At 62.5% G+C, this 14,936-nt stretch carries 13 protein-coding genes; 4 read left to right on the top strand and 9 right to left on the bottom strand.

Annotated features, from left to right (window positions below):
- Positions 1-88 precede the first annotated feature (88 nt).
- Positions 89-1,501: an FAD-linked oxidase C-terminal domain-containing protein gene (locus CK218_RS22980; protein WP_095829015.1), complete on the bottom strand. Its 1,413-nt coding sequence runs from the start codon at positions 1,499-1,501 to the stop codon at positions 89-91.
- A 154-nt stretch (positions 1,502-1,655) separates the two neighbouring features.
- Between CK218_RS22980 and CK218_RS22975 the strand changes: the two genes are divergently transcribed.
- Both CK218_RS22975 and CK218_RS22970 read left to right on the top strand, forming a co-directional pair.
- Positions 1,656-2,141: a thioesterase family protein gene (locus tag CK218_RS22975; RefSeq protein WP_095779017.1), complete on the top strand. Its 486-nt coding sequence runs from the start codon at positions 1,656-1,658 to the stop codon at positions 2,139-2,141.
- A gap of 145 nt (positions 2,142-2,286) precedes the next feature.
- A complete protein-coding gene (locus tag CK218_RS22970) occupies positions 2,287-2,502 on the top strand; it encodes a hypothetical protein (RefSeq protein WP_095828985.1) in 216 nt (71 codons plus the stop codon).
- Here the strand turns inward: CK218_RS22970 and CK218_RS22965 are convergent.
- A complete protein-coding gene (locus CK218_RS22965) occupies positions 2,488-2,964 on the bottom strand; it encodes an Lrp/AsnC family transcriptional regulator (protein ID WP_095828984.1) in 477 nt (158 codons plus the stop codon). The genes CK218_RS22970 and CK218_RS22965 overlap by 15 nt on opposite strands.
- Before the next feature lie 88 nt (positions 2,965-3,052).
- Here CK218_RS22965 and CK218_RS22960 point away from each other — a divergent pair, with 88 nt between their 5' ends.
- On the top strand, positions 3,053-3,967 hold the full coding sequence (locus CK218_RS22960; RefSeq protein ID WP_095828983.1) for a DMT family transporter: 915 nt from the start codon (positions 3,053-3,055) through the stop codon (positions 3,965-3,967).
- Between the two features lie 155 nt (positions 3,968-4,122).
- Here CK218_RS22960 and CK218_RS22955 read toward each other — a convergent pair whose 3' ends face one another.
- The gene (locus CK218_RS22955; RefSeq protein WP_095828982.1) at positions 4,123-5,025 is read right to left on the bottom strand and encodes a dienelactone hydrolase family protein; all 903 of its coding nucleotides are present in this window, start codon (positions 5,023-5,025) and stop codon (positions 4,123-4,125) included.
- Between the two features lie 346 nt (positions 5,026-5,371).
- The gene (locus CK218_RS22950; protein WP_095828981.1) at positions 5,372-7,684 is read right to left on the bottom strand and encodes a glucose/quinate/shikimate family membrane-bound PQQ-dependent dehydrogenase; all 2,313 of its coding nucleotides are present in this window, start codon (positions 7,682-7,684) and stop codon (positions 5,372-5,374) included.
- 182 nt (positions 7,685-7,866) lie between these two features.
- On the opposite strand from CK218_RS22950, the gene CK218_RS22945 reads away from it, so the two are divergent.
- Positions 7,867-10,563 (top strand): UvrD-helicase domain-containing protein, encoded by a 2,697-nt coding sequence (locus CK218_RS22945; protein ID WP_095828980.1) that lies wholly within the window; start codon positions 7,867-7,869, stop codon positions 10,561-10,563.
- A gap of 256 nt (positions 10,564-10,819) precedes the next feature.
- Here the strand turns inward: CK218_RS22945 and CK218_RS30310 are convergent, their stop codons facing one another.
- The 5 genes from CK218_RS30310 to CK218_RS22925 all read right to left on the bottom strand — a co-directional run bounded on the left by CK218_RS30310 (position 10,820) and on the right by CK218_RS22925 (position 14,934).
- Positions 10,820-11,227, bottom strand: coding sequence for a hypothetical protein (locus CK218_RS30310; RefSeq protein WP_143749687.1), 408 nt, complete (start codon positions 11,225-11,227; stop codon positions 10,820-10,822).
- Entirely contained in the window at positions 11,220-11,810 is a 591-nt protein-coding gene (locus CK218_RS22940; protein ID WP_179294575.1) for an HNH endonuclease, read from the bottom strand. Before CK218_RS22940 ends, CK218_RS30310 begins: the two co-directional genes overlap by 8 nt.
- Before the next feature lie 179 nt (positions 11,811-11,989).
- Positions 11,990-13,042, bottom strand: coding sequence for an ABC transporter permease (locus CK218_RS22935; protein ID WP_095828978.1), 1,053 nt, complete (start codon positions 13,040-13,042; stop codon positions 11,990-11,992).
- A complete protein-coding gene (locus CK218_RS22930; RefSeq protein WP_095828977.1) occupies positions 13,042-13,836 on the bottom strand; it encodes an ATP-binding cassette domain-containing protein in 795 nt (264 codons plus the stop codon). Before CK218_RS22930 ends, CK218_RS22935 begins: the two co-directional genes overlap by 1 nt.
- Before the next feature lie 84 nt (positions 13,837-13,920).
- Entirely contained in the window at positions 13,921-14,934 is a 1,014-nt protein-coding gene (locus tag CK218_RS22925; protein ID WP_095828976.1) for a substrate-binding domain-containing protein, read from the bottom strand.
- Between the last annotated feature and the right edge of the window lie 2 nt (positions 14,935-14,936).

The following is a 14,936-nucleotide window of genomic DNA, read 5'->3' as shown; positions in this document are numbered from 1 at the left end:
CGGCCCCAAAGCCTAGGATTAAAGTCAGCCGCACTCTACCCGCATCCGCGCGGCGATAAAGAGGCAATTCGGCTGCAACCCTCGGCTTCTAGGCTCTCGGCAAGATCTTGCCGGGGTTCATGATGTTCAGCGGGTCGAGCGCCTGCTTGATGGTGCGCATGACGTCAACGCCATGGCCGAGTTCATGGCGCAGGAAGCTTACCTTGCCTTGCCCGATGCCGTGTTCGCCGGTGCAGGTGCCTTCCATGGCGATCGCCCGCATGTTGAGCCGCGCGACGAATTTTTCAGCGAGTGCGATCTCCTGCGGGCTGTCGACATCCATCAGCACCAGCACATGGAAATTGCCGTCGCCGGCGTGGCCGACGATCGGCGCGATCAGGCCCATTTCGGCAATGTCGGCTTCGGTCTCGGTGACGCATTCGGCAAGCCGGGAGATCGGCACGCAGACATCGGTCGAAAGCCCCTTGGCGCCGGGGCGCAGCGTCAGCGACGACCAGTAGGCGTCGTGCCGCGCCTTCCAGAGCTTCGTCCGCTCCTCGGCGACGCTGGTCCACAGGAACGGTCCGCCGCCATTCTCCTCGGCGATCATGCCGAAAGTCTCGGCCTGTTCGGCAACGCCAGCGTCGCTGCCGTGGAATTCGACGAAAAGGCACGGGCCCTCGGGGTAGTCGAGCTTCGAATAATTCTTCATCGCCCGCATCTGCAGCGCGTTGACCAGTTCGATGCGCGCCACCGGGATGCCCATCTGGATGGTCGCTATCACTGCGTTGCATGCGGCCTCCAAGGTCGGGAACGGGCAGACGCCACCGGAGATCGCCTGCGGAATGCCCTGCAGCCTGAGCGTCAGTGATGTGATGATGCCGAGCGTGCCTTCCGAGCCGACCAAGAGCCGCGTCAAGTCGTAGCCGGCCGAGCTTTTCTTCGCCCGTTTGCCGGTCGTCACTGCCTCGCCGTCGGCCATCACCGCCGTCAGCGACAGCACGTTCTCGCGCATCGTGCCGTAGCGCACGGCATTGGTGCCCGACGCCCGTGTTGCCGCCATGCCGCCCAGCGAGGCATTGGCGCCGGGGTCGATCGGGAAGAACAGGCCGGTGTCGCGCAAATGGCGGTTGAGATCCTCGCGTGTCACTCCGGGCTCGACCGTGCAGTCGAGATCCTGCGGATTGACCGAGAGGATGCGGTTCATGCGAGAGGTGTCGATGGAGATGCCGCCGCCCGGCGCATTGGTGTGGCCCTCGAGCGAGGAGCCGACGCCGAAGGCGATGACCGGGACGCGGTGCGCGGCGCAGGTGCGCACGATCTCCTGCACCTCCGGCGTGGTTTCGGCGAAGACGACGCCGTCCGGCGCCTGGGTCGGGATGTAGGTGGTGGTGTGCGCATGCTGGTCGCGGATCGCCTCGCCGGTCTGAAAACGCTCGCCGAACCGCTGCTTGAGGATGCCGAGCACGGCGGCGATGCCTTCCTCGTTGCGCTCGACGGGGTTGAGGTCGCTCAAAGCCATGAATTCCTCCGCGAATGGACCAGCGGCCACTCTTGTAATGCAGCTATGGATGATGCCTAAAGCAATTCCAGGAAAAGAGTGAAGCACCGGAATTGCGCCAGAACAAAGTGAACCTCACCAGCCAGGCCCTGTCCAGACGATCAAGGAAAGCCAGATGACGATGCCCGCGCCGATCATTTCCAGCCCGATGGCGATCGAGAAGGACTGGATCGACTATAACGGCCATCTCAACATGGCCTATTACAACGTGCTGTTCGACCGCTGCTCGGACGAAGCGTTCGAGCTGATGGGCATGGGACCGAACTATGCCAAGGACCGCCGTCTCACCATCTACACCGCGGAAGTCCATGTCTGCTACGTGCAGGAGCTTCACCTCGACCACAAGGTGAAGGTCTCGTTCCAGCTCATCGACCACGACGAGAAGCGGCTGAGGGCCTATCAGGAGATTCGCCACGTCGATGGCTGGCTGGCCGCGACGTCCGAGCAGCTTGCGCTGCATGTCGACATGGCCGGGCCGAGGGTCGCGCCCTTCCCGGCCGATGTGATGGCACAGGTTGAAGCCATGCGCGCTGCCCACGCCGCGTTGCCGATGCCGGAGCGTGCCGGCCGTTCGATCGGCATCAAACGCAAGAGCGCTTGAAAAGCCGCACACCCGCGTTAACCTTACCAAGGTTTTAACGTGAACAAGCCGATTGAGTCTGTTGAACGACTCAGTGGCGCGTTCGAAAACCGCCGCACCGGGTTTACGCGCGGGCGGCAGGCGGAATGCGGTGCGAGGACAGTGCATGAAAACCGACATCAAGGTCGAAGTGGAGCGGTTGGCGGCCGATCCGCGCATCACCGACTATGATTTCTGGCGATCGTTGAAGAACGTCAACAACGAGATCTTCCACATCGCCAACAACAACGAGCCCATCCCCTTCGACATGATCCGCTGGCGCGCGATTCTCAAGCAGGCGCGTATGAGACGCGGTCACACTGAGCCTTCAGTGCTCCCTTAAACTGCCAAGCGGCGAGCGCGCCTCGACCGGCGACGACTGTATGATGGCGGTGTTGGTCATCGCATAGGGAATAATTTTGTCGATCACCCGCTCCAACTCGGCCACCGAGCCGACATGCGCGAGCGCGATGAAGCAATCCTCGCCGGTCACTCGGTCGCATTGGGCGATTTCCGGCAGGTCGCGGATGATCCCGGCCACCACGGCAAGCTGCCCCGGGACCGGCCTGATTCGCAGCCATGCCGACAGCTTCATGCCGAGCGCCGCCGGATTGATCTTCACCGTATAGGCTTCGATCACGCCATTCTCCTGCAGCTTGCGAATGCGTTCGGCCACGCTCGGCGCCGAGAGCCCGACGGCGCGCGCCAGCTCCGCCGTGCTGGTGCGCGCATCCTTTTCCAGGAGTCGCAGGATTTTCAGGTCCGCCGCATCCAGCTCGCCATTTTCATTTCGAAGGCGTTTCAAATAATTCTCTTTTCTTCAGAAGGTGAACGGCGATCGGAGCCGTGCATCATCCATATAAGTCGCGAAGTTCGCCTGCGATAATGACCCTATGAATTCTGAAGCGCAAGTTCGTCCGACAAACCGGGCCGGCAGCGACACCGACGCTGCACGCCCTGCCCTCGCCGGACTGGCCGATGCGGTGCCGCCGCATGTCTGGTTCTGCGTCAGCGCGATCTTCCACTATCTTGGGCCGGCCTTCGCCGCGCTGCTGTTCGCTCAGGTCGGCGTGCTCGGCATGGCCTGGCTGCGCATCGCCACGGCCGCGCTCGTCTTCGCGCCGCTTACCAGGCCATGGACGGTTTTCACGCGCGCCGACCGCTCGGCCCGCCTGCTGCTGTTGGCCTTCGGCGCCTGCCTGGCGGTGATGAACTGCGCCTTCTATCTGGCTCTAGACCGCCTGCCGATCTCGCTGGTCGCCGCGATCGAATTTGTCGGCACCATAGGCGTCGCGATGGTCGGCCTCAGAACCCCGCGCAATTTCGCGGCGCTCGCCATCGCTGTCGCCGGCACGTTGCTGCTCATCGATGTCAAATGGTCGAGCGATCCCGTCGGCCTGTTCTGGGCTTTTCTCAACGGCGCGCTGTTCATCGGCTATATCGTTTTGGGCCACCGCATCGCCCGAACTGGCCTCGGCATCGCCGGCCTCGGCACCGCCATGGCGATCGCCTTGCTCGTCGTGCTGCCGGTCGGCTTCAGCGAGGCGCTGCCAGCCTTCTCGGCGCCGCAACTGCTGATCGCCGGTATCGGCGTCGGCCTCTGCTCCTCCGTCATCCCCTACATTTGCGATCAGCTCGCCATGGCGCGGCTGCCGCGCGCGAGCTTCGCGCTCATGCTATCGCTCTTGCCGCTCACCGCGACCCTGATCGGCGTGGTCGTGCTCAGGCAGGTTCCGAGCCTCACCGATTGCCTCGGCATCGCGCTGGTTGTGGCGGGCGTCGCCATGCACAAGCCAGCGCCGGAGTGATCCGCCGCCGTCGAGGTGTGTTGAGATTCAGGTCAGGCCGAGCCGAGAATGGTGGATTCCGAGAACCGGAGCGGAGCGTACTTTGAAGTACGTGAGCACCGGAAGCGCAGGAAGCCGCCATTCGCAGGCCGGGCTCACCTGAATATCAACACACCTCAGGCCAGTTTCTCCTTAAGGAAGGCGACCGTCCTCCCCCAGGCCAGATCGGCCGCCTTCTTATCGTAGCGCGCGGCCGAGGTGTCGTTGTTGAAGGCGTGGTTGGCGCCGTCATAGACATAGACGGTGTATTCGATATGCGCGGCGTCGAGCGCCTTCTTGTAGGCGTCGATGCCGGCATTGATGCGCTCGTCCAGCCCAGCATAATGCAGCAGCAGCGCCGCCTTGATCTTCGGCACATCGTCGGCCTTCGGCTGCATGCCGTAATAGGCGACGCCGGCGCTGAGGTCCGGCGCATTGACGGCCAGCGTGTTCACCGTGCCGCCGCCCCAGCAGAAGCCGACCGCCCCGACCTTGCCGTTGCTGTCTTGGTAAGCCTTGAGATAGGCGACCGTGGCTACGCCGTCGGCCGCGACTTGGGCAGCATCGAGCTTGCTGAACATGTCGCGCGCCTTGTCCTCGTCGGCTGGCGTGCCGCCGAGCGGCGACAGGAAGTCCGGCGCCAGCGCGACGAAGCCTTCCAGCGCCACGCGCCGGGCGACGTCGCGGATATGCGGATTGAGCCCCCGGTTCTCATGGACGACGATCACCGTGCCGAGTTTGCCGGAGTGATTCGCCGGCTTGACCAGATAGCCCTTCATCTCGCCGCGGCTGCCGGGATAGGTGATGTCCTCGCCCTTCACCCTCGGATCGTTCTCGGCGACGATCGCCGCCTTGGCCGAATTCGCAGCCAGCATCGGCGCGATCGCGGCGGCCGCGGCGCCCGATCCAGCGAGCCGGGTCAATTGCTCCATGAAGCGCCGCCGGTCCAGCGTCAGATGCGTATATTCGTCATAGGCATCGATCATTGCCTGAGTGATGATGGGCTGTGTGACGACAGGCTTGGCGACAGGTTCGGTCATGGCTCTCCTCGACGACTGTTTGACGCGCAAGATAGGGTTAGAACGCGCATGGTCCAGTCATCCGCCGGCGGCGGCGGTCCTCGGACCCAACTTCGACCAATGACGATTGCCGGTGGCTTCTGCATCCATCACATTTTGGTCATTTCCGAAAGCCTTGGTGGTGCTGTCACAATGGACGGGAAACTGCGGACACGGCCCCGCCCGGTCCGAACGGCAAAAAGGGGAATGCCGTGAACGTGATGGCCGCCGGCGCAGCGCCTGGCTGAGGCGGCGGCTTGCTGTCGTCCCGCAGGGAGCGCTTGGCGGCGTGCTCGGCGAAAAGGCCGGCGCGATTGGATGTCCTCGTCTACTTGGGCAGCGTGTAAGCCATCACATAATCGCCCGGCCTGGTACCGACCGAGCCGTGGCCGCCGGCGACGATGACCACGAACTGGCGGCCGTCGGCAACCGTGTAGGTCATCGGTGTCGACTGCCCGCCGGCCGGCAGCCTCGCGCGCCAGAGCTGCTTGCCCGTCGTAAGGTCATATGCGCGCAGATAGTCGTCGACCGCGGCCCCGAGGAAGGCGACGCCGCCGGCCGTGATCATCGGCCCGCCGATGCCTGGAACGCCGACCTTGAGCGGCAGGGGCAGCGGCGTCATGTCGTAGACGGTGCCGTTGCGATGCTTGTAGGCGATCTGGCCGGTTCTCAGGTCGACGCCGGCGACATAGCCCCAGGGCGGCGCCTGACAGGGAATGCCGAGCGGCGACAGGAATGGCCCCATCACCACCGCGTAAGGCGCGCCCTCATTGCGGTTGAGCCCCTGCTCGCTGCCCTTGGTGTCGCCGGGCGGCGGCACGTCCGCGCGCGGAATGAGCTTCGACGTGAAAGCGAGATAAGTCGGCATGCCGAACATCACCTGCCGCACCGGGTCGACCGCGACCCCGCCCCAGTTGAACACGCCGAAATTGCCGGGATAGACCAGCGTGCCCTGCAGCGAGGGCGGCGTGTAGCGTCCCTCGTAACGCAGTGTCTTCAGTTCGATCCGGCACGCCAGCTGATCGAACATGGTGATGCCCCACATGTCGGCGCCGGTCAGCGGCTTCGGGTTGAACGACAGGTCGGACGACGGCTGCGTCGGCGAGGTATGGTCGCCTTCGATCGCTCCGCCCGGTGCCGGCACTTCCTTCACCGGAATGATCGGTTCGCCATTGCGCCGATCGAGCACATAAAGATCGCCCTGCTTGGTCGGCCCTACCAGTGCCGGCACCACGCCGCTCCCCGTCGTGATGTCGACCAGCGTCGGCTGCGCCGGCACGTCCATGTCCCACAGGTCGTGATGCACCGTCTGGCGCACCCAGCGCAACTGTCCGGTGTTGAGGTCGAGCGCAGTGATCGAGGAGGAGAATTTTTCGACATCGGCGCTGCGGCCCATGCCGAGCTGGTCGGGCGTCTGGTTGCCGAGCGGCAGGTAGAGCAGGCCAAGCTTCTCGTCGGCGCTCGCCGTTGACCACATGTTGGGCGAGTTGTTGGTGTAGTTCTGCCCCGCCGGCAGCGGCGTCGTCTGATCCGGTTTGCCGGAATCCCAATTCCACAACAGCGCGCCGGTGCCCGCGTCATAGGCGCGGATGACGCCCGACGGCTCCTCGGTCGAATAATTGTCGTTGACCGCGCCCCCAACGATGATCTTGCCGGCGAGGATGAGCGGCGCCGAGGTCGAATAGTAATAGCCCGACTTCGGAAAGGGCATGTTGGCCATCAGGTTCAGCGTGCCACCTTCGGCGAAGGACGGACAAACTTGCCCGTTCGCGGCATCGAGAGCGATCAGCCGGGCGTCCGAAGTCGGCAGGTAGATGCGTGCCGCGCAGGGCTGGCCCGCCGCGATCTTCGCATCGGCGTAATAGGAAACTCCGCGGCAGGTCTGGTGCTGGCGGTTGGGATCGAGCTTGATCTTCGGGTCGTAGCGCCATTTCTCCTTGCCGGTCGCGGCATCGATGGCGATGGCGAAATTGTGGGGCGTGCAGATGTAGAGCGCATCACCGACCTTGAGTGGCGTTACCTGATAGGTCGTCTCGCCGATGTCGTCCGGACCCTTCATGTCGCCGGTGCGGTAGGTCCAGGCCGGCTGCAGCTTGGCGACATTATCCGGCGTGATCTGAGCGAGCGGCGAGTAACGCTGGCCGAACGGCGTGCGGCCGTAGAAATGCCATTCGCCCGCCGGCATGTCGCCGCCGAGATTGGCCGTCGGCGTCACCTTATCGGTGTTGAGCGTGCCGCCGATGTCCTTCGGATCGGCGGTCATCGAATAGCCGGCCACTGCAAGCGATGCGAGCACCGCCAGGATGAGCGGAGCGCGTCCGTCCGGACCGGTGAATCCCCGCCTGGCCCATGGCGTCAGCAGCCAGAGCGCGATGAGAACGATGATGCCGCCGCGCGGGCCGAGCTGCCACCAATCAAAGCCGGTTTCCCACACCGCCCAGCACAGCGAGGCGAGCACGATCGCGGCATAGAGCCAGAGCCCTGTCGATCTGCGGCGGAAAACGAGCCAGGCGGTGATCAGGAAGGCCAGTCCGGCAATCAGGTAGTACCAGCTGCCACCCAACGTCACCAGCCAGATGCCGCCGCCGCCGAGGACCAGGCCGATAAGCAAAAGGACGAGGGAGGTGATGGTGACAGCCAAGACGATACTCCTTCGACTGTTGCGCGCTTGCGGCGCCTCTGAGGCAACGGCTTGCCGTCCCTGCCCTGTTGGCAGCTTTCTCTCGCAAGTTGCGCCTGTCAAGGCGGCCCCGAACAGGAACAACTAGAACAAAACGGAGACACTTCTGGCCTTTCGCTGCCGAATCACTACATTCGGGGGCGATGTCCGGCTTTTCGGAAGACATGCCCTTTTTTGACGAACCGAATGCGCGGCCCGCCGCCCCATCCGGTCTTGCCGCGCGCGCCATGGCCGCACGCAACGCGCAGAACCGTGCGCCCGATTATCTGAACGGCCTCAATCCCGAACAGCGGCTCGCTGTTGAAACGACCGAAGGCCCGGTTCTGGTGCTGGCCGGCGCCGGCACCGGCAAGACGCGGGTGCTCACCACGCGAATCGCCCACATCCTTGCCACCGGCAGGGCCTTCCCCTCGCAGATTCTCGCCGTCACCTTCACCAACAAGGCCGCGCGCGAGATGAAGCAGCGCATCGGCTTGCTGATCGGCGAGCAGAATGTCGAGGGCATGCCCTGGCTCGGCACCTTCCACTCGATCGGGGTCAAGCTGCTGCGCCGCCATGCCGAGCTTGCCGGATTGAAATCCGATTTCACCATCCTCGATACCGATGACGTGGTCCGGCTGATCAAGCAGCTGATCCAAGCCGAAAGTCTGGACGACAAGCGCTGGCCGGCCAAGACCTTCGCGCAGATGATCGACAACTGGAAGAACAAGGGCCTTGGCCCCGACGAGATTCCGGAAGGCGACGCGCGCAGCTTCGGCAACGGCAAGGGGCGCCAGCTCTACAAGGCCTATCAGGAACGGCTGCAGACGCTGAATTCCTGCGACTTCGGCGATCTCCTCTATCACCCGATCCGCATCTTCCGCGCCTATCCGGACGTGCTGAAGGACTATCACCACAAGTTCAAATACATCCTGGTCGACGAGTACCAGGACACCAACACCGCTCAATACATGTGGCTGCGCTTGTTGGCGCAGAGGCCGCAATCCTCCCCCCTTGAGGGGGAGGTGTCCGCGAAGCGGACGGAGGGGGTCGCCGCGGAAGGCGCCGCCCAGTCATCAGGCGCCGGAGCGTCGAGCACTGCCGCGAGGACCCCTCCCGACCGGGCTTCACCCGGCCACCCTCCCCTCAAGGGGGAGGGAAACCGGCGTCAATCCACTGTCAACATTTGCTGCGTCGGCGACGACGACCAGTCGATCTATGGCTGGCGCGGCGCCGAGGTCGACAATATCCTGCGCTTCGACAAGGATTTTCCGGGCGCCACCATCATCAGGCTGGAGCGCAACTACCGCTCCACCGCGCATATACTGGGTGCGGCTTCGCATCTTATCGCCCACAATGAGGGCCGCTTCGGCAAGACGCTGTTCACCGACCGCAACGACCCCGAGGACGATAAGGTGCATGTCCATGCCGCCTGGGATTCGGAGGAAGAGGCGCGCGCCATCGGCGAGGCGATCGAGGCCTACCAGCGGCAAAAGCACAACCTCAACGATATGGCGATCCTGGTGCGCGCGTCCTTCCAGATGCGCGCCTTCGAAGACCGCTTCATCACGCTCGGCTTGAGCTACCGCGTCATCGGCGGCCCGCGTTTCTACGAACGGTTGGAAATCCGCGACGCGCTGGCCTTCTTCCGCGTCGTCGCCAACAGCGGCGACGACCTTGCCTTCGAGCGCATTGTCAACGTGCCGAAGCGCGGGCTCGGCGAAGCCACCATCCGCCAGATCCACGACACCGCGCGCGCCATGCAAATCCCGATGCTTGAGGCCGCGGCGACGCTCGCCGAAAGCGACGAGTTGAAGCCGAAGCCGCGCGCCGCGCTGCGCGAGGTCGCGGCCAATTTCGAGCGCTGGCAGAAGGCGCTGGAGACCACGCCGCACACCGAGCTCGCCGAGACCATCCTTGAGGAGAGCGGCTACACCGACATGTGGAAAAACGACCGTTCGGCGGAAGCGCCCGGGCGGCTGGAGAACCTCAAGGAACTGATCCGCTCCATGGAGGAGTATGAATCCCTGCGTTCCTTCCTCGAGCATGTCGCGCTGGTCATGGAGGCCGAGCAGGGCGAATCGCTCGATGCGGTCTCGATCATGACGCTGCATTCGGCGAAAGGGCTTGAATTCGAGACCGTATTCTTGCCCGGCTGGGAGGAAGGTCTGTTCCCGCATCAGCGCGCGCTGGACGAAGGCGGCCGCTCCGGCCTCGAGGAAGAACGCCGCCTCGCCTATGTCGGCCTGACTCGCGCGAAAAAGAACCTGCACGTCTGGTTCGTCTCAAACCGCCAGATCCACGGCCTGTGGCAATCGACCATTCCGTCGCGTTTCGTCAATGAATTGCCGGAAGCCCATGTCGATGTCGCCGACGGCGGCAATTCCTATGGCGGCTACGGCAATCCCTATGGCGGCGGCTCCTTCGCCTCGGGCCGCGGCGGCGGCCGGCAGAATCCCTACGGCGCTTCGCGCTTCGACAATATCGGTGCGGAAAAATCCGGCAGCTTCTCCAACACCTATGCGACGCCCGGCTGGCAGCGCGCGCAGGCGAACCGCACCGAAGCGACCGACCGCAACTGGGGCACACGCTCCGGCCACCAGGTCGAACGCATCGGCTATGGCGAGACTGACAGTGGCTATGGCGCCGGCCGCACCTCGGTGAAAGGCCGCACCATCGAAGGCGAGCTGGTCGCCAAATCGGTCGCCGACACACCTTCGCCATTCAAGCTCGGCGACCGCGTCTTCCACCAGAAATTCGGCAACGGCAACATTGCCGCCATCGATGGCAACAAGCTGACCATCGACTTCGACAAGGCCGGCCAGAAACGCGTGCTGGACGGGTTTGTCACCAGCGTTTGAGCGCTCTCTGGTGATCTAGGTCAGCTTCACCAGCTCGGCATGGTCCCTAAGCGGTTCGGTAGAAAACTCGTCAAGAGTTAGAAGCGTAAAATCAACGCGACAGTTGATCGAAAGAGAAAGATCGCTCATTTTTGAACATATTGCCCGATGCAGATCGGGAAGTGTTTCAATTGAAATATCCGTTGTGAAAACGATATCTATGTCGTTAAAAAATTCCCCTCGAAAAAAAGATCCAAATCCATAGGCTGAGCATACATCAAGATTTGATACTATAGCTTCGATTTCCGTCTTTATCTTTTTTCGCATAGTCCCAATATTTTGTCGCCCACAATCCGCCAGAAAGTTCTGAGGAATTGTAGAGACCGATACGATTCTGCTGGCAGTAATCTTTGGCTTGTGCCGAATAGCCATTCCACAATCCTCCCACGCAGATATACTGAAGCGGTCCAAAATCCTGCAGGGCGCGCATTACCAACGCTAGGCTAAATGCATACTCGTCACCGCCGAGCATTCGCATTTGGTCACCTTGTTGTTTTCGCTCGAACAGAAAAAGTATATCCTGCTCTCTGCGCAAGTTCTTCACATTTTCATGATTAGAAAGGACCCTTATTAGAAACGACGTTCTTGAGAAAGGTATATTCCAAGGGTTACTCGGATCACTCATATCCGAACCTTTCAGAGAAGATGGCAGGGAACTTTGGATAGAATTCCGTACGACCAAATTGCTGCTGCTCGTAGGCCAATGCATGCCCCTTGAAGGCGAGGAAGGCAATTCTGTCTTCCCTTGACAGCAGGGACATATTTCTCTCGATCGAATTTATAATCCTTTTGTTATTCGGCAATATGGTATCCAACTTTCGGGCCGTCCAAATTTCTACAGCATCGGAACCAGGATCCTCGTTCGCTATCGAAGAGTGCGGACCAACATTCAAAAAAATTCCGTGATTCTCTGCGAGCAGTAGGCCGATATGTTTCTTTAAATCCTCAATATGTTCAAACGCAATATCAGAGCTAGCTCGTTCAACCTCCTCTTCTCGGCCAGCTTTCCATTTTCGTAGCAGCTCTTCAGAATATGCTTCTGGAGCCTTGTCGATTGCAGTGTGGCAATTCGGGCACAACAAAATCAGGTTTTCATATGTATCAAGTCCTCCTCCTGCCTGACCACGAGGGCCATCCGCGCTGTGCGCAATGACGTGAGCCATTTCCCCGATATGAAAGGCTGGCGTGCCACCAACTACTTTGGTCAAGTCAGCGCGACATTTTGGATTTGAGCACTTTCCGCCCGCTCTTCCCCAGAGAATTTTTGTATCTGACAACGCAATCGGCATAAGCCTAGAATGTCGCATACAGCGATCTTCTACCAGCCCGTGTAAGTGCCCTTATTATTTCTTTTGTGGAAACCGCATGGTGGCGTGTGAGCAGTTCCCTACCGATACCTTGCCTGGTTCCACTTATGGCCGAGCAGCGACAGAATGATGATCAGCCCGTTGAAGAACTGCACGTAGAAGCCGCTCAGGCCCGCCGCCACCACGCCGGTCTGGATGAACGACACCGTGACCGCGCCGATCGCGCCGCCGACCACAGTACCGATCCCGCCCCAGGTCGGAGTGCCGCCGACGAACACCGATGCCAGCACCGGCAGCAGATAGCCGTCACCCGCCGTCGGCCACCAGGTGAAGTTGATCATCACCGAGAAGGTTCCGGCGATCGCCGCCCCGATGCCGGTGAAGACGAACACCTTGACCCGGACGCGCTGGACGTCGATGCCCATCTGCTTGGCACTGTCCGGGTTATCGCCGACCACCTTCACCTGGGCGCCGAAGCGATGGCGGTTGTAGAGCAGCGCCGAAAACACGACGAAGGCGATCGCCCAGAAGATCTGCACCGGGATGCCCCAGAGCTGGCTGGAGAAGATCGCGTAAGCTGAGCTGTCGGCCAGATTGGTCAGCGCCGTCGACTTGCCCTCGTTGATGATCTGGATCAGCCCGCGTAGCAGGAAGTTCATGCCGAGCGTGGCAATCAGCGACGACAGGCCGCCATAGACCACCAGCGATCCGACCAGGAAGCCAAGCAGCGTGCCGGTGAGAAGCGCCGCGGCGATGCCGAGGAACGGATCGTAGCCGGCCTGCACGACGATCGCGAAGGCCCATGAGGCGAAACCCATCGTCGCCGGGAACGATAGGTCGATCTCGCCGCAGGTGACTACGAAGACCAGCGGCACGACAACGAACAGCGCGACGGGAAGCGTCGTCAACACCGAGCTGTAAAGATACCAGGTGGTGAAGACGGTCGGGTTGGCGATCATGAAGATCGCCATCATGACGATGAACACGGCGAGCGTGCCTAGCGCCGCGCGATTGTCGAGGACGAAGCCGCGCAGCCAGTGATCGGAAGGATGACTCCACTGCTTGCCTGATTCTGTCGGGCCGCTTGCCCTTCCCAGAGGTGTTTGCAGATCGGGTTCCATGGCCTTGCTCATCACGCTCTCTGCTCCGCTCCGCGCGCCTCGTGTAGCCCTGGCAGGCCACCCGGATGCGCGATCTCTTCCATGAAGTTGATGAGGTCGTCGGCTGACTTGACCTCGCCGCGGTCCGCCGTCAGCGCCACCTTGCCGCGGTCGAGCACCACGAAGCGGTCGGCGATGTCGAAGACGTGGTGGATGTTGTGGCCGATGAACAGGATCGAGCGGCCACTCGCCCGCACTTGGCGCACGAAATGGAAGACCTTGGCGGTCTCGGTCAGCGACAGCGCCGTCGTCGGCTCGTCGAGGATGATCAGCTCCGCCTGCTTGTAGATGGCGCGCGCGATCGCCACGCCCTGACGCTCGCCGCCCGAAAGCTGGCCGACGATGGAATGCGGCGTGAACACTTTCGAGGTGAAGCCGATCTCGCGCATCAGCCGGCTTGCCTCCTTGATCTCCTTGTTGACCTTCAGCCAGCCCATGAAGCCGGTCAGCTCGCGGCCCATGAAGATGTTGCGCACGATCGTTTGCTGCACGGCCAAAGCGCGGTCCTGGAAGACCGTCTCGATGCCGGCATCGCGCGAGCGGGCGGCACTCCATCCGGTCACCGGCTTGCCGCGTACGAGGATGTCGCCGCTTGTCGGCTTGACCACGCCGGATAGGATCTTGATCAGCGTCGATTTGCCGGCGCCGTTGTCGCCGATCAAGCCGACCACCTCGCCGCGATCGACGCTGAGGTTGACGCCGCCCAGCGCATAGACCTGGCCGTAGGATTTCTTGATATCGCGCAGTTCGATGATGCGTTCGCCCATGCGATCCTCGCTTCCAATTGTGTTATCGGCCGCTTGCCGGCGATCCGGTCGGCCGGGCCCAACCCCGACCGACCGCCTGGGAGGTCAACGCAGCGCCTGCTTGGCCAGCTCGGCGACGATCTCGTAATTCTGCGGCGTGACGAAGCCGGCCCCGGTATCGACATTCATCGGCGCCAGACCCAGCACCACCTGCTGGCAAAGGCTCAAAATCGGCAGATAGCCCTGCAGGAAAGGCTGCTGGTCGGCCGTCAGCTGCACCCAGCCGCCCTTGAAGCCTTCGACGATCTGCGGGCTGGTATCGAAGCCGAAGTTGAAGATGTCGCCGGGCTTGCGTCCCGCCGCCTGCATATAGGTGGCGACGTTGCCGAGCATCTGTCCGCCGGGATAGCCGACCGCCTTGACGTCGGGGTGGTTGAGCAGAGCCGCCGTGATCACCGGAATGGCAAGGTTCGGGTCGGACGCCCATTCGCCGCTCGGCGGCGAGGACAGCTGGATCACCTCGACGCCCGCCTCCTTCAGCGCCGCGACCGTGCCGCGCTCGCGCGCGCCGCGATTTTCGTTCTCGAACGGGCCGATCATGATCGCCTTGTCGCCGGCCTTGAGCTTGCCGAGCTTGAACGCCTCGGCGCCGAGCGCGCGGCCCTGCTGCTCCTGCTGCGCGCCGACATAGCCGCCGCCGAACGCTTCCACCACCTTCGGCACCGGCACGTTCTGGTACATCATCTTGATGCCGTCCTTATGCGCCTGTTCGGCCAGCGGCATGATCGCGGCATCGCCCGGATGGCCCATCATGGCGATGCCTTGCGGCTTGACCGCGACCGCCTCGCGCAATTGCTGCACCATCTTCTCGACATCCCACTGGGAGAAGATGTAGTCGACCTTCGGCCCAAGATCGGCCGCCGCCTGCTTGGCGCCATTGTAGACGATGGTGCCGAAGGCGTCGCCCTCGGCGCCGCCGACGAAGAAGCGGATATGGACATCCTTGCACCATTGGGCGTCAAGCGCCTTTGCCGGCAAGGTGGAGATCGAGGCGCAGAGCGCCGCGGCAGCCGCCACGACGGTCGAGCGCAGAACAGTCCTTCTGGTCGTGATGCTCATGC

Origin of the sequence: Mesorhizobium sp. WSM3879, assembly GCF_002294915.1 — a bacterium.
In the GTDB taxonomy this organism is placed as follows: domain Bacteria; phylum Pseudomonadota; class Alphaproteobacteria; order Rhizobiales; family Rhizobiaceae; genus Mesorhizobium.
The sequence above is the reverse complement of the archived record's forward strand: the minus strand, read 5'-3'. Positions and strand labels throughout refer to the sequence as shown.